This is a genomic window from Bradyrhizobium sp. 40, from assembly GCF_023100925.1.
Lineage (GTDB): Bacteria > Pseudomonadota > Alphaproteobacteria > Rhizobiales > Xanthobacteraceae > Bradyrhizobium.
Genome location: NZ_CP064688.1, coordinates 998,786 through 1,016,333, shown reverse-complemented (window position 1 = coordinate 1,016,333; position 17,548 = coordinate 998,786). Strand labels below are relative to the sequence as shown.

The 17,548-nt window shown below is 63.4% G+C and carries 16 protein-coding genes and 1 pseudogene; 12 read left to right on the top strand and 5 right to left on the bottom strand.

Annotated elements, in window-relative coordinates:
- Positions 1–2 precede the first annotated feature (2 nt).
- Positions 3–1,295 (bottom strand): adenylosuccinate synthase, encoded by a 1,293-nt coding sequence (locus IVB40_RS04735; RefSeq protein WP_247287660.1) that lies wholly within the window; start codon positions 1,293–1,295, stop codon positions 3–5.
- A 365-nt stretch (positions 1,296–1,660) separates the two neighbouring features.
- Between IVB40_RS04735 and IVB40_RS04730 the strand changes: the two genes are divergently transcribed.
- Positions 1,661–2,593 (top strand): DMT family transporter, encoded by a 933-nt coding sequence (locus tag IVB40_RS04730; RefSeq protein WP_247819493.1) that lies wholly within the window; start codon positions 1,661–1,663, stop codon positions 2,591–2,593.
- A gap of 28 nt (positions 2,594–2,621) precedes the next feature.
- Here the strand turns inward: IVB40_RS04730 and IVB40_RS04725 are convergent, their stop codons facing one another.
- Both IVB40_RS04725 and IVB40_RS04720 read right to left on the bottom strand, forming a co-directional pair.
- Positions 2,622–3,026 (bottom strand): VOC family protein, encoded by a 405-nt coding sequence (locus IVB40_RS04725; protein WP_027570402.1) that lies wholly within the window; start codon positions 3,024–3,026, stop codon positions 2,622–2,624.
- An 85-nt stretch (positions 3,027–3,111) separates the two neighbouring features.
- Positions 3,112–3,516 carry a hypothetical protein gene (locus IVB40_RS04720; RefSeq protein WP_247401136.1) on the bottom strand — a complete coding sequence of 135 codons (405 nt, stop codon included), beginning with the start codon at positions 3,514–3,516 and terminating at the stop codon, positions 3,112–3,114.
- Between the two features lie 73 nt (positions 3,517–3,589).
- On the opposite strand from IVB40_RS04720, the gene IVB40_RS04715 reads away from it, so the two are divergent.
- On the top strand, positions 3,590–4,222 hold the full coding sequence (locus IVB40_RS04715) for a TetR/AcrR family transcriptional regulator (RefSeq protein WP_256468206.1): 633 nt from the start codon (positions 3,590–3,592) through the stop codon (positions 4,220–4,222).
- Positions 4,223–4,278: 56 nt separating this feature from the next.
- Here the strand turns inward: IVB40_RS04715 and IVB40_RS04710 are convergent, their stop codons facing one another.
- Complete coding sequence (locus IVB40_RS04710) at positions 4,279–4,668, bottom strand: DUF1330 domain-containing protein (protein WP_247818218.1); 390 nt, start codon at positions 4,666–4,668, stop codon at positions 4,279–4,281.
- A 104-nt stretch (positions 4,669–4,772) separates the two neighbouring features.
- Here IVB40_RS04710 and IVB40_RS04705 point away from each other — a divergent pair, with 104 nt between their 5' ends.
- Positions 4,773–5,708, top strand: coding sequence for a DMT family transporter (locus IVB40_RS04705; protein ID WP_007614154.1), 936 nt, complete (start codon positions 4,773–4,775; stop codon positions 5,706–5,708).
- Between the two features lie 97 nt (positions 5,709–5,805).
- Entirely contained in the window at positions 5,806–6,783 is a 978-nt protein-coding gene (locus IVB40_RS04700) for a tripartite tricarboxylate transporter substrate binding protein (RefSeq protein WP_027570398.1), read from the top strand.
- A 156-nt stretch (positions 6,784–6,939) separates the two neighbouring features.
- On the opposite strand, the gene IVB40_RS04695 is transcribed toward IVB40_RS04700, so the two are convergent.
- A complete protein-coding gene (locus IVB40_RS04695; RefSeq protein ID WP_247818217.1) occupies positions 6,940–8,625 on the bottom strand; it encodes a methyl-accepting chemotaxis protein in 1,686 nt (561 codons plus the stop codon).
- Between the two features lie 252 nt (positions 8,626–8,877).
- On the opposite strand from IVB40_RS04695, the gene IVB40_RS04690 reads away from it, so the two are divergent.
- From IVB40_RS04690 to IVB40_RS04655, 8 genes and pseudogenes are all read left to right on the top strand, one after another.
- The gene (locus IVB40_RS04690) at positions 8,878–9,921 is read left to right on the top strand and encodes a C-terminal binding protein (protein WP_247818216.1); all 1,044 of its coding nucleotides are present in this window, start codon (positions 8,878–8,880) and stop codon (positions 9,919–9,921) included.
- Between the two features lie 88 nt (positions 9,922–10,009).
- The gene (locus tag IVB40_RS04685) at positions 10,010–11,353 is read left to right on the top strand and encodes an extracellular solute-binding protein (protein WP_247358299.1); all 1,344 of its coding nucleotides are present in this window, start codon (positions 10,010–10,012) and stop codon (positions 11,351–11,353) included.
- Between the two features lie 136 nt (positions 11,354–11,489).
- The gene (locus IVB40_RS04680; protein ID WP_027570394.1) at positions 11,490–12,446 is read left to right on the top strand and encodes a sugar ABC transporter permease; all 957 of its coding nucleotides are present in this window, start codon (positions 11,490–11,492) and stop codon (positions 12,444–12,446) included.
- Positions 12,439–13,335: a carbohydrate ABC transporter permease gene (locus IVB40_RS04675; RefSeq protein ID WP_027519957.1), complete on the top strand. Its 897-nt coding sequence runs from the start codon at positions 12,439–12,441 to the stop codon at positions 13,333–13,335. The genes IVB40_RS04680 and IVB40_RS04675 overlap by 8 nt, the downstream gene beginning before the upstream one ends.
- A gap of 133 nt (positions 13,336–13,468) precedes the next feature.
- The gene (locus tag IVB40_RS04670; protein ID WP_247465008.1) at positions 13,469–14,437 is read left to right on the top strand and encodes an MBL fold metallo-hydrolase; all 969 of its coding nucleotides are present in this window, start codon (positions 13,469–13,471) and stop codon (positions 14,435–14,437) included.
- Between the two features lie 49 nt (positions 14,438–14,486).
- Complete coding sequence (locus tag IVB40_RS04665; protein WP_247818215.1) at positions 14,487–15,491, top strand: alpha/beta hydrolase; 1,005 nt, start codon at positions 14,487–14,489, stop codon at positions 15,489–15,491.
- A 21-nt stretch (positions 15,492–15,512) separates the two neighbouring features.
- Positions 15,513–15,959, top strand: coding sequence for a DUF6130 family protein (locus IVB40_RS04660; RefSeq protein WP_247818214.1), 447 nt, complete (start codon positions 15,513–15,515; stop codon positions 15,957–15,959).
- Positions 15,960–16,043: 84 nt separating this feature from the next.
- Positions 16,044–17,398 (top strand): annotated as a pseudogene (locus IVB40_RS04655) (esterase-like activity of phytase family protein).
- Positions 17,399–17,548 lie beyond the last annotated feature (150 nt).

Below are 17,548 nucleotides of genomic sequence, written 5' to 3'. Positions count from 1 at the left end.
CGTTAAGCCTCAAACGGATTTTGTACCAGGATAGTATCCTCGCGTTCGGGGCTGGTGGAAAGCAGTGCGACCGGGCACCCCACCAATTCCTCGATCCGGCGGACATATTTGATCGCCTGGGCCGGCAGCTGGGCCCAGGACCGCGCATTGGCGGTCGGCTCCTTCCAGCCTTCGATGGTCTCGTAGATCGGCTCGACCCGGGCCTGGGCGCCCTCGCCCGCCGGGAAATGATCGATCTCCTTGCCGTCGAGCTTGTAGCCGGTGCAGACCTCGATCGTGTCGAAGCCGTCGAGAATGTCGAGCTTGGTCAGCGCCAGACCGTTGATGCCGCAGGTCCGGACCGCCTGGCGGACCAGAACCGCATCGAACCAGCCGCAGCGGCGCGGACGCCCGGTATTGGTGCCGAACTCGCGGCCGCGCTCGCCGATCTTGCGGCCGGTCTCGTTGTCCTGCTCGGTCGGGAACGGGCCCTGGCCGACGCGGGTCGTATAGGCTTTGCAGAGGCCGAGCACATAGCCGACCGCGGCGGGGCCGAGGCCCGAGCCGGTCGCCGCCTGCGCCGCCACCGTGTTGGACGAGGTGACGTAAGGATACGTGCCGTGATCGACGTCGAGCAGCGCGCCTTGCGCGCCCTCGAACAGCATGCGCTTGCCCTCGCGCCGCTTGATGTCGAGCAGCCGCCACACCGTCTCGGCATAGGGCAAGAGCTGCGGCGCCAGCGCGGTCAATTCCTTCAGGATCTCCTTGCCGTCGAACTCCGGCAGGCCGAGTCCGCGGCGCAACGCATTGTGATGCGCCAGCAGCCGGTCGATCTTGTGCGGCAGCGTGTCGAGATCGGCGAGGTCCATCAGGCGGATGGCGCGGCGGCCGACCTTGTCCTCGTAGGCCGGGCCGATGCCGCGGCGCGTGGTGCCGATCGCGGTCGCTGCATTGGCGGATTCGCGATGCGCGTCGAGCTCGCGGTGCAGCGGCAGGATCAGCGTGACGTTCTCGGCAACCCGCAGATTGTCCGGGCTGACCGCGACGCCCTGCGACCGCAGCTTGGTGACCTCGTCGAGGAAGGCGGCGGGATCGAACACCACGCCGTTGCCGATCACCGACAGCTTCTGCTCGCGCAGCACGCCCGAGGGCAGCAGCGCCAGCTTGTAGGTCTTGCCGTTGATCACCAGCGTGTGGCCGGCGTTATGGCCGCCCTGGAAACGGACGACGATGTCCGCCTGCTCCGACAACCAGTCGACGATCTTGCCCTTTCCTTCGTCGCCCCACTGGGCGCCGACGACGACAACATTGGCCATTCGCGGGTAATCCCTATGCAATCTGTTAGATGCGCCCAGCCCATTCACGGCCGGGGCCGCTCGAACGCGAGGCAGCCAACCGGATAAAGGATGCAGCCCCTCTAGGCAAGCAAGAACGGGACTTTTTCGAGGCCGCGAGCGTACTCCAAGCCTTTGATATCCCCTGAAAATCCAGAAACCTTCGCGACCGGTGCAATGCTTCGACCAAAGCGTGAGAGGCTGCTTCCGCCGCTGCATGGTCGCGATGCATCCGGCCCCCGTTGATGCAACCTCGATTTCCGTGTCTTTGAACGGGCCGGGTCCGAACCGGCCCGGGTGCCGCCGGGCTGGAGGCTTGGCGCATGACGCGGGGCCACAACAATCCAATGTCCGCCACCGACGAGACCACCGGCGCCGCCAGGTCCGGCCAGAACTGGATCGCCAACCAGCCTTATCTGCTGCTCAGCATCACCGCGCTGTGCTGGGCCGGCAATGCCATCGTCGGGCGGCTGGCCGCCGGTCACATCCCGCCGGTGACGCTGTCGTTCCTGCGCTGGTTCTTCGCCTTCCTGCTGGTGCTGCCGTTCGCCTGGAAACACCTTGCGCAGGACTGGCCCGCGATCCGCAGCAAGCTCGGCCTGATGGTCACGCTCTCGATCACCGGCATCGGCGCTTTCAACACGCTGCAATATTGGGCGCTGGAGCATACGCAGGCGCTCAACACTCTCCTGTTGCAATCCGCCGCGCCGCTCGTCGTGGCGCTGTGGTCGCTCGCCATCCTCGGCGTGCGCCTCACCGCAGCGCAGGCCTTCGGCGTGCTGCTGTCGATGTGCGGCGTGCTGATCATCCTGCTGCATGGCGATTTCACCACGCTGTCGAACATCGATTTCAACAAGGGCGACCTCATCTTCGTCGTCGCGCTGATCATCTTCGCGCTCTATTCGGTGCTGACCTTGAAGCGGCCGCCGATGCACGGCCTGTCGTTCCTCGCCTTCACTTTCGGCTGCGGTGCTGCCTGTCTCATTCCGCTGGAGATCTGGGAGTTGTCCGCGCGTCCCGTGATGAAGCTCGACGGGCCGAACCTCCTGACCCTGTTCTATGTCGCGGTGTTCCCCTCGACGCTCGCCTATCTCTGCTTCAACCGTGGCGTCCGCCTGATCGGCGCCAACCGCGCCGCGCCCTTCTTCCATGTCGTGCCGGTGTTCGGCTCGATCATGGCAATGGCGTTTCTGGGCGAGCACCCGCAGCCGTTCCACTTCATCGGCTTCGCGTTGGTGCTGGCCGGCGTGTTCGTGGCGTCACGGAAGCAGGCGAGCTAGGCTTGGGGCCCGGTTCGATCGGCTGCGATCAAGCGTTTGCCGACGGGTTCATCCACACCATCTCCCAAACATAGCCATCCGGGTCTTCAATGTGTCGGTTGTACATGAAGCCGAGATCCTGCGCCGGATTGGGATCGGCGCGACCGCCCGCAGCCACCGCGCGGGCCAGCGTTGCATCGACGGCATCGCGCTCGTCGAGCGTCAGAGCGAACATGGCCTGGCTGTGGCGCCGCGCGTCACCGATCTCGCGTTGGGTGAATTCACGATACTGGTCGTGGGTCAGCAGCATCACGCCGATCGCGTCCGTGAACATGAGCGAGGTCGAAATTGCTCCAGAGAATTGAGGATTCACCACGCCACCCAGCGCTACGTAGAATGCTGTCGATGCGGCGAGGTCGCGCACAGGCAGGTTGATCAGAATCATCTTGGACATTGCTTTTCCTTCGAAAGCGGCTGGAAGCCGCGCCAGGGTCTGACATTGGAAACAGAGAGCTCTCGATACTCCTCCTGAACTGCATTCAAATGTAGCGCGCGGCGCCCATGCAGAGCGCGGCGATACCCAGCAGGCCCGCCGCCGCACGTTGGACGGCGGCGATACGTGCACGGAGGTCCTCCGGCTTGCCGGTGCCACGACGCAGGGCCACGAGCGCGCGGGGACCGATGACAGCCTGAATACCGGCCGCGAGCAGTGCGCAGACAGCACCGACCGCGAGCACCTGCTCGGTCTTGCCGAAGCTGTGGGAATGAACGAGATGCCCGAGATAGCCGCCGGTCAGGATGGCAATCGTCGCCGCGCCGAGTTGTGGAAAGACCAGTTGCTCACCGCCAACTCCGCCGATGCGGGCCAGCGCAAAGCTTGATCCCGCCCAGAACACGGACGACAACACATGAAGCGACAGGGCAATCACGAGGGCAATTTGCATGGCAAGCTCCGAACCGACTTCTAAATTGAATATACTATATGTATAGTCAATACGTCAACAGAATGGCAAGGCAATGCCGAAGCGCAATTATGTGAGCTCCGCGCGGGCTTCCGCGGCCGCGGCGACGCGCGAGCGCATCATCGCCGCCGGCGCACGGCTATTGCGCAAGGACGCGAGCATTTCGAGCTTCTCGCTCGACGTCGTCGCGAAGGCGGCCGGCGTCACGCGGTTGACCGTCTACAACCAGTTCGGATCGCGGCGGGGATTGCTGGAGGCCGTGTTCGACGACATCGCGCACCAGGGCGGACTGTTCGAACTGGCCGAGGTCATGACAATGGCGGATCCGCGCGCCGCGCTCGACCGCGTCATCGAAATCTTCTGTACCTTCTGGGGGCGCGATCCCGCCATCGGCGGGCTCAACCAGGCCATCGCGACCGATCCGGAATTCGGCGAGGCGCTGATCGAGCGTAACGAGCGCCGCCGGGAACTGCTGACCGCGCTGCTGTCGCGGATCGTCGGCAAGCACGCAGCAAAGCGCGCCATGCGGGACACCGTCGATCTGATCTTCGTGCTGACGAGTTACCCGGCTTTTGCAGCGCTGAGTCGGCAGCGATCGACGGAGGAGGTCTGTCGCTTGCTGCAGACGGCGTGTCACGCGGCTGTAGACGCACTGGATGAGGGCGACAAGCGGGAGCGGAAGAAGTAAGAGCATCGCGACGCCTTCTTCCTTCTCCCCTCGCGGGAGAGGGAAAGAGCATGCGCCTACTTCACTTCAAACTTGCTGTACGCTTCGTTCATCGCAATGATGACGTGCTCGGCGCAGGCGTTGACGCGATGCGGATCAGCCTCCGTCTCGTAGGCCTCCGATGTCATCATGTCGATGAAGGCCGTGACGGTGGGATAATAGACCAGCGCCGCGAAATCCCAGTTGTTACCCTGCTGCGGGCCGAGCGCGACCGCCTTGGCGTCGCCGGTCCAGAGCAGCGTGCCGCCGCGCGCCTTGATCATCGGCACTGTGACCGCACTGTAGCGCAGATAGGCGTCCCAGCCGGAACCGTCGCCGTCGCCCGAGCGCGCGTGGAAGCGCATCAGGTTCAGCATCACCACCGGTGCATGCCGATCGAGCCGCTTCAGGCCGTCGATGTTCAACATATTAACCGCCAATGCCGCCTCCTCTGGTCACGCCTGCATTGTAGCATTGCGGCCGCGTGACTTGTGTCACGACGTAAATCCGGCGCAAGCTTGTACCAACGCCAATGACGATCGCCTCGCCCGCGCCACCGGCCTCCAATCCGGCCAGTTGGCTCAACAACCAGCCTTATCTGCTGCTCAGCCTGAGCTCGCTGTTCTGGGCCGGCAACATCGTGCTCGCGCGCCACGTTGGCGCGCATGTGCCGCCGCTGACGGTGACCACGATCCGCTGGTTCGGCGTGTTCCTGATCCTGCTGCCGTTCGCCTGGCCGCACCTGAAGCGCGACTGGCCGAATCTGCGCAAGAGCCTGCCGCTGATGCTGTTCCTGTCGCTGGTGGGCTTTGCCTTCAACAACGCGATCTCATACTGGGCGATGCAGTACACGGAAGCGCTGAACGCGCTGCTGATCCAGTCAGCCGGACCGCTGTTCGTGGCGCTGTGGTCGCTGGTGCTGTTCGGCGTGCGGCTGACCGGTGCGCAGCTCGCCGGCATCGGGATCTCGCTTCTCGGGGTGCTGATCATCATTCTGCGCGGCGATCTCGCCGCGCTCGCGAGCATCAGCTTCAACAGGGGCGACATCATGTTCGCCTCCTCGCTGGTGGCGTTCGGGATCTACTCTGCCTTCATCCCGCGGCGACCGAAGATCCACCAACTCTCCTTTCTCTCCTTCACCACCTGCTGCGGCGCGACGATGCTGCTGCCGACCGCGATCTGGGAGGCCTGGAGTGGCCGCGTCCTGCAACTCGACGGGGTGACGCTGGCGACGCTGGGCTACATCCTGATCTTTCCCTCGACGTTGGCCTATCTGTTCTTCAACCGGGGCGTGGCGCTGATCGGCCCGAACCGCGCCGCGCCGTTCTTCCATCTGGTGCCGGTGTTCGGCTCGGCGATGGCGATCCTGCTGCTCGGCGAAAAGATCCAGCCATTCCACCTGATCGGCTACCTGCTGGTGCTCGCCGGCGTCGTGATCGCCTCGCGCCAGGGCTCTGCGGTGAAGTAATTCCGCACCGCGAGACGAGGCGACAAACTCGCGCCTTCCGATTTCAACGAGGAGACGCTAGGTTCCGCGCCAACGAAAAAAGAGGGAACGAACCGACATGCTTTCAGCGTTGATCCGAAACCTGCGTGCCATCGGCACGGCCGTCCTTTGTCTCGCCGCTGCGTCCGCTGCGCAGGCCGACAATTATCCGAGCCGCAACATCACGTTGGTGCTGCCGTTCGCGGCCGGCAGCGGCACCGACACCACGACACGGCTGATCTCCCAGCATTTGTCGCAGGCACTCGGCGTCGGCATCGTCATCGAGAACAAGGCGGGCGCCAATGGCATGATTGCCGCGACCTATGTCGCGCGCGCCGCGCCCGACGGCTACACGCTGCTGGTGACCACCAACACGACGCATTCGGCCAATCCCTATCTGCTCAAGAGCCTGACCTATGATCCGGTCAAGGACTTCACCCCGATCGCGCGCACCGGCGACCTGCCCTTCATGCTGGTGATCCACCCGGAGGTGCCGGCCAAGACCGTCGGCGAGCTCATCGCCTACGGCAAGGCCAATCCGGGCAAGCTGAGCTATGCCTCGGGCTCGTCCTCGGCGATCGTCTCTGGCGCGACGTTCGCGCACAATGCCGGGCTCGACCTCCTGCACGTGCCCTACAAGAGCTCGCCGCCGGCGCTCAACGACGTCATGGGCGGCCGCGTCTCGATGATGTTCGTGGACATCCTGACCGGCCTGCCGCATGTCCAGGGCAATGCGCTACGCGCGCTCGCCGTCACGACAAAGGACCGCTCGTCACTGGTGCCGAACCTGCCCTCGATGCAGGAGGCCGGCGTGCCGGACTTCGACATCTCGTCGTGGCAGGGCTATTTCGGCCCCGCCGGCATGCCCAAGGAGATCGTGACGCGGCTCAATGCCGAGATCCGGAAGATCGTCGAGAAGCCGGAGATCAAGGCGCAGCTCGCCACTCTCGGCATGGACGCGTTTTCAGGCACGCCGGAGCAGCTCGGCACGTTCGTGAACGAACAGCTCGTGTTGTGGGAAAAGCTGATCCGAGAGGCTGGGATCGAGAAGCAGTAGAGGCGCGCGAAAGCCGCGCCCTCCGCATTCTCCGTCATGGCCGGGCTTGTCCCGGCCATCCACGTCTATCAAAGCGTCCGGTATCCAAGAACGTGGATGCCCGGGACAAGCCCGGGCATGACTATGGAATAGGTGGCGTCGCTCTGGTGTGACGCCTTACGCCGCGCGCACCTTGGCGAGGAAGCCGTCGACTGCGCTTCGCAGCGCGCCGGACTGGCTGTCGAGCTCGCGGGCGTTGGTGAGCACGTCGCTTGCCGCCGTGCCGGTCGCTTCCGCGGCCGAGGTGACGCTGCCGATATTGGCGTTGATCTCGTTCGATCCGGCCGCGACCGACTGAATGTTGCGGGCGATCTCGCGGGTCGCTTCGCCCTGCTGCTCGATCGACGCGGAAATGCCCGCCGTGATCTGGCTCATCTCCGCGATGGTCTGGGTGATACCGCCGATCGCGGCGACCGCATCGCTGGTCGAGGTCTGCATCGCCGCGACCTGGGCGGAGATTTCCTCGGTGGCCTTGGCGGTCTGGTTGGCGAGCGCCTTGACTTCGGAAGCGACGACGGCGAAGCCGCGGCCGGATTCACCGGCGCGCGCCGCCTCGATGGTGGCGTTCAGCGCCAGCAGGTTGGTCTGTGCCGCGATCGAGTGGATCAGCTTGACCACCTCGCCGATCTTCTCGGCGCCGGTGGAGAGTTCCTGCACCGTGGCGTTGGTACGCTCGGCGTCGTTGACGGCGCGGCTCGCCACTTCGGTCGAGCGGGTGACCTGGCGCGAGATTTCCGCAACCGAGCTCGACAGCTCTTCGGCGGCCGCGGCAACCGTGCCGACATTGCCCGACGCTCTCTGCGAGGCCGCGCCGACGGTCGCCGCACGCGAAGAGGCGTCGCTGGCGGTCGCGGTCATCGATTGCGCCGTGGCTTGCATGCCCGTCGCGGCCGAGGAGACCGAGCGGACGATGCCGTTGACGCTGCGTTCGAAGTCGCTGGCGATGCCCTCCATCGCGCTGCGACGTTCCGCCGCGACACGATCCTTCGCATCGGCTTCGGTCTTCTCGAGGTCGCGAATGCGCAGTGCGTTGTCCTTGAAGATCTGGACGGTCGACGCCATCGCGCCGACCTCGTCGCCACGGCCGACGCCGGGAATGTCACCCTCGAGCTTGCCCTCGGCGAGATCCTTCATGCGGGCGCCGAGCAGAACCAGCGGACCGCTGATGCTGCGGCCGAGCAGCCAGGCGACGCTGCCGGCGACGATGACGATGCCGAACATGGCGAGACCGAGCAGCCAGTAGACCGGGCCCATCTTGGCGTCGATGTCGTCGAGATAGGCGCCGGTGCCGAGATACATCTCGAGTTCGGGGACGGCCACCGCGTAGCCCATCTTCCGGATCAAGCCTTCCTGGCCCGGTTTCGCGTATTCATAGGTCAAAAGGATCGAACCGTTGGCCTTCGCGCCGTTCATCAGCTCCCAAGACAGTTTGCGGCCATTGGTCAGAACTTCCATGCGGTTGCTGCCGACCTGCTTCGGATCTGGCGCCAGCTGCGTGATACCGTCATAGGACGTTCCGAAGAGATAACCGGCGCCTTTGTCATAGGTCATCGCGTTGCCGTAGCGACGAAGATCAGCCATCGCGGCGTCCTTCGTCATCTCGCCCGCATCCACCCGCTTCTTCAGCGCCACCGCATAGTTGCGGCCCATGTCGACGATGGCCTTGGCCTGCTCGATGCGCGCGTTCACCATCTCCTGCTTCATCAGGTACCCGGAGAGGACCCCGGAAATGCACAAGCCGAACAAGGTGACGCCGACAAGGATGCCGAGCTTGGGGGCGATCTTCATATTGCTCAATTTCACGGGATGCTCCGGCAACAAAGGGATAAGGACGCGCGAGTGAATCGATCGAAATCAAATTAACTTTTAGGGGGTGACCCCTTAGCAAGCTGTTACGGGGCGCCCCGTAAAAGCCCGGAGAAGACGTCGGACCAGTCGTATAAATTGCCTCAACGACAACCTGGAATTGTACGCGACGTCCCCGATTTCGCGTAAAAGACGCAAAGGCCCGCGCGAAGGCCGGGTCACAACAAGAAACCAAATCGGGAGCAGGACATGCCGAAATACAGGATCGTGACGCCGAAGGGCGCGAGCTTCACGGTCGCGAGCAGCGATTATTCCTACGAGCGCGAGGCGCTCGATCCGATCGACGCCGAGATCGTCGAGGCGCCGGCCGATGAGGCCGGGTTCATCGCCGCCGCGAAGACAGCGGACGCCATCTACGCGAAGGGGATCCCGATCACCAAGACCATCATCGACGCGCTGGAGAGCTGCAAGGTCATTACGCTCGGCTCGGTCGGCGTCGACAGCGTCGACATCAAGGCCGCAACCGCGCGCGGCATTCCCGTCACCAACATCCCCGACACCTTCATCGAGGAGGTCGCCGACCACGCTATGATGCTGCTGCTCGCGGGCTTCCGCCGGCTGGTCGAGCAGGACCGGATGGTGCGCAGCGGCCGCTGGGCGGAGGGCCGGCCGGCGTTGTCGAAGATTCCGCGGCTGATGGGCCAGACGCTCGGCTTCATCTCGTTCGGCCGCGTCGCGCGTGCAGTTGCGAAACGCGCAGCTCCGTTCGGCCTGCGGATGATGGCCTACGATCCCTTCATCCAGGAAACGCTGATGTCCGACCACGGCGTGATTCCGGCGACGCTGAACGAGGTGTTGTCACAATCCGACTTCCTCTCGATGCACGCCCCCGCCCGGCCCGAGGTGCATCACATGCTCACCGAGAAGCACTTCCGGCAGATGAAGAAGGGCTCGGTCTTCATCAACACCGGCCGCGGCGCCACCGTGGACGAGGAAAGCCTGATCAAGGCGCTTCAGGAGGGCTGGATCGCCCATGCGGCCCTCGACGTGCTGGAGAAGGAGCCGCCCTCGCACAACAACCCCATCCTCAGCATGGAGAATGTGACCCTGACCGCCCATGTCGCCTCCGCCTCGGCACGGTTTGACGAGGCGCGCAAGCGCCGGGTGGGCTACGAATTGTCACTGGTGCTTCAGGGCATGTGGCCGGTAAGCTGCGTCAATCCGTCGGTGCTGCAAGACACCGCGCTCCGCCGCTGGCAGCCTGTCAGCATGGACCGCGGCCCGAACAGCTAGGCGGGACGGCCGCGAAGACGCGCCGGCAACCGGAAAGACCCTTCACCGGCGATCAACGCCGGGAAGGGAAACACATAGGGAGGAACCGATGAGGAACGACATCACACGTCGTGATGCCTTGGCGCTGGGCCTGTCTGCTGCGGCAATCGCGGCAACCGGTGCTCCGGCGAATGCCCAATCCGCGATCAAGGCCGCGGACGTCCCCACACCGAAACTGCCAATCGAGAAAGGCGCATCCCTGCGCATGCTGCGACCGGTACGTTTCGTCCAGGCCGACGAGGATGTGTTCCGCGCCAATGCAGCAAAATTCACCAAGGAAACGGGCGTCGAGGTCAAGGTCGACTTCGTCGGCTGGGAGGACATCAATCAGCAGACCGCGGTGACCTCGAATTCCGGCGCCGGTCCGGACATCATCATCGGATTCTCCGACGCACCGCACATCTATGTCGACAAGCTGGTCGAGCTGACCGACGTCGCCGATTATCTCGGCAAGCGGTACGGCGGCTGGCTGCCGCTGGCGCAGCGCTACGGCAAGAAGAACAAGAGCCCCATTTGGATCGGGCTGCCGTTCGGAGCCACCGCGGGTCCCGTGATCTACCGCAAGTCGATCCTGCAATCGGTCGGCTTCGACAAGGTGCCGGAAGACCATGCCGGCATCCTCGACCTGTGCCAGAAGCTCCAGAAGGCCGGCAAGCCGGCGGGCTTCGCCCTCGGCAATGCCAAGGGGGACGGCAACGGGTTCGCAAGCTGGGCGCTATGGTCGCACAACGCGGCCCTGCTCGACGAAGAGGGCAACGTCATCATCAACAGCAAGGAGACGATCGCCGCGCTGAACTGGGTCAAGCAGCTCTACCCGACCTTCATCGCCGGCACGACGTCCTGGAATGACGTCAGCAACAATCGCGCCTACGCCGCGCAGGAGATCGCGCTGACCGCCAACGGCGTCTCGCTGTATTTCTCGCTGAAGAACGATCCGGCGACCAAGGCGATTGCCGACGACAGCGAGCATCAGTTGCTGCCGAAGGGCTTGGCCAAGGTGTCGCCGATGGCGGGCCTGACGCTGAACGCCATGGTGTTCAAGCACAGCCAGTACCCCAACGCCGCAAAGGCCTTCCTGCAATACATGCTGGAAAAGGACCAATACGAGCCTTGGCTCAACGCCAATTCCGGCTACTGGTCCCAGCCGCTGGCCGCCTATGCCGAGGCCGCCGTGTGGTCGCAGGACCCCAAGGTGAAGCTGTTCAAGGACACGATGAACAGCACCTATTACGACGGCTATGCGGGTCCGATCTCGACCGCGACCGGTGCCGTCAGCGCCGACTACGTGCTGATCCAGATGTTCGCATCCGTCGCGACCGGCGCTGCCACACCGGAAGCTGCGGCCGCGGAAGCCGAGCAGCGCTGCAAGCGGTACTTCCGACGGCAGAAGTAACGTTGGACAGAAGCGCGTCATTGCGAGCGAAGCGAAGCAATCCAGCCTGTCTCCGCGGTTACGGCCTGGATTGCTTCGTCGCTTCGCTCCTCGCAATGACGGGCATGGAGACTTTCACAGACAGGACAACGACCCGATGTCCGTGACCACACTTCCCACTCTCGCCCTCGCACGACGGCAGCCCTCCTGGCTGGTGCGCCTGTTCGACTACAAGCCGTTCCTGATCGTGATGTGCCTCGCACCCGCGATCGGGCTGCTTACGGTGTTCCTGACCTATCCGCTGGGTCTTGGCATCTGGCTCGCCTTCACCGATACGACGATCGGCAGAAAAGGCGTCTTCGTCGGTTTCGAGAATTTCCAGTATCTGCTCACCGATTCCCTGTGGTGGAACGCGGTGTTCTACAGCGTGGTCTACACGGGGATCGCGACCTTCGGAAAGTTCGCGCTCGGCTTCTGGCTGGCACTGCTGCTCAACAACCATTTTCCGTTCAAGAGCCTGTTGCGTGCGATCATCCTGATGCCATGGATCGTGCCGACGGTGCTCTCGGCGCTGGCGTTCTGGTGGATCTACGATCCGCAATTCTCGATCATCTCCTACCTTCTGGTCGACGTGCTGCACTGGCGCACCACCAATATCGACTTCCTCGGCTCGCCCTGGCCGGCGCGCTTCTCGCTGATCGCCGCCAACATCTGGCGCGGCATTCCCTTCGTCGCGATCTCGCTGCTGGCGGGCCTGCAGACCATCTCTCCCTCGCTCTACGAGGCGGCGATGCTGGATGGCGCCAGCGCCTGGCAGCGCTTCCGCTACATCACCTTCCCGATGATGATGCCGATCCTCGCCATCGTCATGACCTTCTCGATCATCTTCACTTTCACCGACTTCCAGCTGGTCTACGCCATCACCCGTGGCGGCCCCGGCAACTCGACCCATTTGCTGGCAACGCTGGCCTTCCAGCGCGGCATTGCCGGTGGCGAGCTCGGCGAGGGCGCGGCGATCGCGGTGTCGATGATCCCGTTCCTCGTGTTCGCAACGCTGTTCTCTTATTTCGGCCTGGCGCGCCGCAAATGGCAGCAGGGAGAGAGCAATGACTGATACCACCGCCCAGCCGGCCGCCGTCGCCACCACACCGCCGGACACCATGGCCTGGGATTCCGGGCTGCGGCGGCTGATGATGATCTACCTGCCGCTCGGGTGCTTCGTGCTGATCCTCCTGTTTCCGTTCTACTGGATGGCGATCACGTCGTTCAAGCCGAACGCAGAGCTGATGAACTACAAGGAGCACAACCCGTTCTGGATCTCCTCGCCGACGTTGGCGCACATCAAGCACCTCTTGTTCAATACCGCCTATCCGCGCTGGCTATGGACGACGATGCTGGTTGCGGTCGGCGCGACCACGCTGTCGCTGATCGCGAGCACGCTGGCCGCCTACGCGATCGAGCGCCTGCGCTTCCGCGGCAGTCCCTATGTCGGCCTCGGCATCTATCTTGCCTATCTCGTGCCGCCCTCGATCCTGTTCATTCCGCTCGCAACCGTGGTCGTCCAGTTCGGCCTGTTCGATTCACCGCTGGCACTGATCCTGGTCTACCCGACCTTCCTGGTGCCGTTCTGCACCTGGCTCCTGATCGGCTATTTCAAGTCGATCCCCTACGAGCTAGAGGAATGCGCGCTGGTGGACGGCGCCACCAGGCTCCAGATCCTACGCCGGATCACGCTGCCACTGGCGGTGCCCGGCCTGATCTCGGCCGGCATCTTCTCCTTCACGCTGTCCTGGAACGAGTTCATCTACGCGCTCGCCTTCATCCAGAGCGGCGCCAACAAGACGGTGCCGGTCGCGATCCTGACCGAGCTCGTCACCGGCGACGTCTACCAATGGGGGGCGCTGATGGCGGGATCTCTGCTCGGCTCGCTGCCGGTTGCGATCTTCTACTCGCTGTTCGTGGATTACTACGTGTCGTCGCTGACGGGCGCGGTAAAGGAGTAATTCGTGGCTGCGCGCAAGCGCAGCCGATCGTGCTATCGTGATAGACCGCATGCTGCCTTGGTCCCACGCTCCATCCTGACAGCGGGGTCGATCATTGGCGCCGTCGATTGTCGCTCGAGAAAGCGAAAATTGCATGCGTTCGCCAAAGCTCCCATCATTATCTCGACGCGGTTTCTGCCTGTGTTGCGTCGGCGCCGCGACCGCCGCCGCTTCGGGATGGCTTAGCCCCAGGCAGGCCTACGCAGAGGCGCGAGGCATCGTCAGCCTGATCAAGGACAGCGCTGCAGTATCGCCGATTGTCACGCACAAGCTCCGAAACAACATCACCGTGCTGGAAGGCTCCGGCGGCAACATTGCCGTGCTGACCGGGCCCGACGGCAAAGTGCTGATCGATGCGGGGATCCGCGTCTCACGTCCGCAACTCACCAAAGCGCTGGCTGATCTCGGCGCCGATCCCGTCACCCATCTCGTCAACACCCACTGGCATTTCGATCATGCCGATGGCAACGAATGGCTGCATGCAGCCGGCGCGAAGATCATTGCGCAGGAAAACACCCGCAAACACCTTGCCGAAGTGCAGCGGGTCGAGGACTGGGACTACAATTTCCTTCCGCTCGGCGCGGGCGGTATCCCCAGTGAAGTCTTTGCCGACAGCCGCGAGCTTAAGCTCAACGGAACCTCGATCGGCCTGAAGTATTACGGGCCCGCGCACACCGACAGCGACATCTCCGTCACTTTCGCAGAAGCCAACATCGTTCACGTCGCCGACATGTTCTGGAACGGCATCTATCCGTTCATCGACTATTCGACCGGGGGCAGCATCGACGGGATGATCGCTGCATGCGACGCCAATCTCGCGGCGATGGACAAGGACACGATCGTCATCGCCGGGCATGGCAAGCCGGTCGGAAACAAAGTCGAGTTCCAGGCCTTTCGCGACATGCTCGTCGGGATCCGCGACAACGTCGCCCGCCTCAAGAAGCAGGGACGAACGCGCGATGAAACCGTTGCGGCGAAGCCGACAGCGGCGTTCGACGCGATATGGGGGCAATTCGTGATCGATCCCGGCTTCTTCACCAGACTGGTCTACCAGGGCGTTTGAAAAACCCTCGCGGCCGTCGGCGAACTCATCGTTTTGAAAGGAAATTAATATGAAAACCGCAGAGACCACACGCAAGCCATCGCTCCTCGATCGTCGGAGTCTCGTTCTTGGGTTGTCCGGAGCGGCTGTCGCAGTTGCTTCGACGGCAGCGTCCGCGAAGCCGGAGCGCGACGAACACACCGCCGATGCCTATCCGGTCACCTATCATCGAACCAAGACCGTCGACGGGATCAAGATCTTCTATCGCGAGGCGGGTCCGAAGGACGCGCCGGTTGTGCTGTTGCTGCACGGCTTCCCGACCTCCTCGCACATGTTCCGCAACCTGATCCCGGCACTGGCCGACAAGTACCACGTGATCGCTCCCGACTATCCCGGATATGGCCAGAGCGAGATGCCACCGCGCGCGACATTCAAGTACACGTTCGACCGTTTCGGCGAGCTTGTCGGCGGCCTGCTCGACCAGCTCGGCGTCACCCGCTACGCGATGTACGTCATGGACTACGGCGCTCCCGTCGGCTGGCGCCTGGCGCTCAAAAATCCAGAGCGCATCAGCGGCCTGATCGTGCAGAACGGCAACGCCTATGACGAAGGGCTGAAGGAGTTCTGGAATCCGATCAAGCAATACTGGGCCGACGGATCCGATGCCAGTCGGCAGGCGTTGATGAAGCTGGTAACGCTGGAAACGACGAAATTCCAGTACACCGACGGCATGTCCGACGTCAGCCGGATTTCACCCGACAACTGGGTGCAGGATCAGGCGCTGCTCGACCGTCCCGGCAACAGCGAAATCCAGATGGACCTGTTCTACGACTATCGGACCAATTTGCCGCTGTATCCCGCGGTGCAGGCCTACTTCCGCAAGCACAAGCCGCCGACCCTGATCGTCTGGGGCAAGAACGATTTCATCTTCCCGGCCGATGGCGCCCATCCCTACAAACGCGACCTGCCCCAGGTAGAATTTCACCTCATCAACACCGGCCATTTCGCGCTCGAGGACAAGTTCGACGAAATGGTCCCGTTAATTCGCAACTTCCTCTCCCGCAAGATCGCCTGATCATCCCGGAAGGAAACGGACATGTATGCCGCTCTCGACTGCGTGGCCGTTCTGGCAGCCTCCACCTTGTTCGCAGCAGCCGCCGCCGCCCAAACCGCCAGAGACGTGCGCGGCCCATCGCCGCTGGTCGCGATCGAAAACGAGGTGCCTGCGCGGCTGATCGTCGATCCGCCGCTCGCCGAACAGTTGGCGCAGGGTCTCGTCTTCATCCAGTACACCACGGAGAATCTCCGCGTCGTGCCGGTGTTTGGCAAAGGCGCGCTCGACGTATCGCCGCGCCTCGGCCACGTCCATATCACGGTCGACGATGCGCCGTGGCATTTTGTCGATGCCAGCGGCGAGACCGTGATCGTGGTCGGACTGAAGCCCGGCCCCCACAAGGTCCTGCTGGAGCTGGCCGATCCCACGCATCACGTGATCGACAGCAAGAGCGTCAGTTTCGAGATCCCAACACCCCTAAAAAAATAACTGTCGGCCGCGGCGCCTGGCCTGGTTTCACAAAACTGCAATGCGCGGTCCGCATAAGACGTCCTCCGTTAACAGGAGACGCACATGCGTGCGACTTTTCTTGGCACCGTCGCAACGATCATTCTTACCGCGAGCTCCGCGCTCGCGCAGAGCCAAGACGAATTCCCGGCCAAGCTCGCCGGCCATTTGGTGATGCCGGCCGCCACGTTCATCGACGCGCCGGCTGATGCCCCGGCCGATCTCAAGACATCCGGCAAATACTCCACCGGGAAGCGGGTCGACGCGCTCGGCACGGTGATGGGCAAGTCCTATGAGCGGGCGACCGGCGTGTCGCTGCCGTTCAAGGGCCAGCCGCTGCAGGGCCATTCCGGTATCAAGTCGATTGGGGACGGCACTTTCTGGGTCATCACCGACAACGGCATGGGCGCGCGCGCCAATTCGCCGGATTCGATGCTGTACCTCAACCGCTACAGGATGGATTGGGCCGGCGGCAAGATCGAGCGGCTGGAGACCGTGTTCCTGCACGATCCCGACAGACGCGTGCCGTTCCGCATCGTGCATGAAGACACCGAGAAGCGTTACCTCACCGGCTCCGACTTCGACACCGAAGGTTTTCAGATCATCGGCGACACCTTCTGGATCGGCGACGAGTTCGGCCCTACATCCTGAAGGCCGACAAGACCGGCAAGATTCTCGGGCTGTTCGAGACAGTCGCCGACGGCAAGCCGGTGCGCTCGCCGGATCATTGGGCGGTGGCGACCCCGGGCGCGCCGGGTGCGACCTACAGCAACGTCAACCTCCGACGCTCCAAGGGTTATGAGGGCTTCGCTTCCTCGAAAGACGGCAGGTTTCTCTACGGCCTGCTCGAGGGGCCGCTCTGGGATGCCGAGAAGAAGGACTGGGAGAAGGTCGACGGCAAGGAAGCCTCGCGCATCCTCGAATTCGACGTCGCCGCGGAAAAATTCACCGGCCGCTACTGGCAGTATGTGTTCGAGCAGAACGGCAACGCCATCGGCGACTTCAACATGATCGACCCGGCGAGCGGCCTAATCATCGAGCGCGACAACGGTGAAGGCACGCCCGACAAGGCCTGCCCGCAAGGCAGCCGCGGCGAGAACTGCTTCCCAGACGTGGCGAAGTTCAAGCGTGTCTACAAGATCGAGCTCAGCGACGGCAATGTCGGCAAGCCCGTGCGCAAGATCGGCTACATCGACCTCCTGAAGATCAGGGATCCCGACAAGAAGGCGAAGAAGCCGCTCAATGACGGCGTCTACACCTTCCCGTTCTTCACCATCGAGAACGTCGATCGTGTCGACGAAACCCACATCATCGTCGGCAACGACAACAATCTGCCGTTCTCGTCCAGCCGCGATCCCAACAAGGCCGACGACGACGAGTTCATGCTGCTCGATGTCGCGGATTTCCTGAAGGCGAAGTGAGCTATGCTCTTTCAACACGGTCATCGCCCGGCTCGACCAAGGCGATCCAGTAATCCGCGGCGCCAGCGATTAGATCGTGACGCCGCGGCGTACCGGATGCCCCGCCCCCGTGCGCAACTGCGCACTAGGCGGGGCATGACAGGGAGTGAG

What these genes read in the sequence shown, in the direction of transcription:
- IVB40_RS04735 (WP_247287660.1), bottom strand. Translation starts at nt 1,295, where the DNA reads ATGGCCAATGTTGTCGTCGTCGGCGCCCAGTGGGGCGACGAAGGAAAG.
- IVB40_RS04730 (WP_247819493.1), top strand. Translation starts at nt 1,661, where the DNA reads ATGTCCGCCACCGACGAGACCACCGGCGCCGCCAGGTCCGGCCAGAAC.
- IVB40_RS04725 (WP_027570402.1), bottom strand. Translation starts at nt 3,026, where the DNA reads ATGTCCAAGATGATTCTGATCAACCTGCCTGTGCGCGACCTCGCCGCA.
- IVB40_RS04720 (WP_247401136.1), bottom strand. Translation starts at nt 3,516, where the DNA reads ATGCAAATTGCCCTCGTGATTGCCCTGTCGCTTCATGTGTTGTCGTCC.
- IVB40_RS04715 (WP_256468206.1), top strand. Translation starts at nt 3,590, where the DNA reads ATGCCGAAGCGCAATTATGTGAGCTCCGCGCGGGCTTCCGCGGCCGCG.
- IVB40_RS04710 (WP_247818218.1), bottom strand. Translation starts at nt 4,668, where the DNA reads ATGTTGAACATCGACGGCCTGAAGCGGCTCGATCGGCATGCACCGGTG.
- IVB40_RS04705 (WP_007614154.1), top strand. Translation starts at nt 4,773, where the DNA reads ATGACGATCGCCTCGCCCGCGCCACCGGCCTCCAATCCGGCCAGTTGG.
- IVB40_RS04700 (WP_027570398.1), top strand. Translation starts at nt 5,806, where the DNA reads ATGCTTTCAGCGTTGATCCGAAACCTGCGTGCCATCGGCACGGCCGTC.
- IVB40_RS04690 (WP_247818216.1), top strand. Translation starts at nt 8,878, where the DNA reads ATGCCGAAATACAGGATCGTGACGCCGAAGGGCGCGAGCTTCACGGTC.
- IVB40_RS04685 (WP_247358299.1), top strand. Translation starts at nt 10,010, where the DNA reads ATGAGGAACGACATCACACGTCGTGATGCCTTGGCGCTGGGCCTGTCT.
- IVB40_RS04680 (WP_027570394.1), top strand. Translation starts at nt 11,490, where the DNA reads ATGTCCGTGACCACACTTCCCACTCTCGCCCTCGCACGACGGCAGCCC.
- IVB40_RS04675 (WP_027519957.1), top strand. Translation starts at nt 12,439, where the DNA reads ATGACTGATACCACCGCCCAGCCGGCCGCCGTCGCCACCACACCGCCG.
- IVB40_RS04670 (WP_247465008.1), top strand. Translation starts at nt 13,469, where the DNA reads ATGCGTTCGCCAAAGCTCCCATCATTATCTCGACGCGGTTTCTGCCTG.
- IVB40_RS04665 (WP_247818215.1), top strand. Translation starts at nt 14,487, where the DNA reads ATGAAAACCGCAGAGACCACACGCAAGCCATCGCTCCTCGATCGTCGG.
- IVB40_RS04660 (WP_247818214.1), top strand. Translation starts at nt 15,513, where the DNA reads ATGTATGCCGCTCTCGACTGCGTGGCCGTTCTGGCAGCCTCCACCTTG.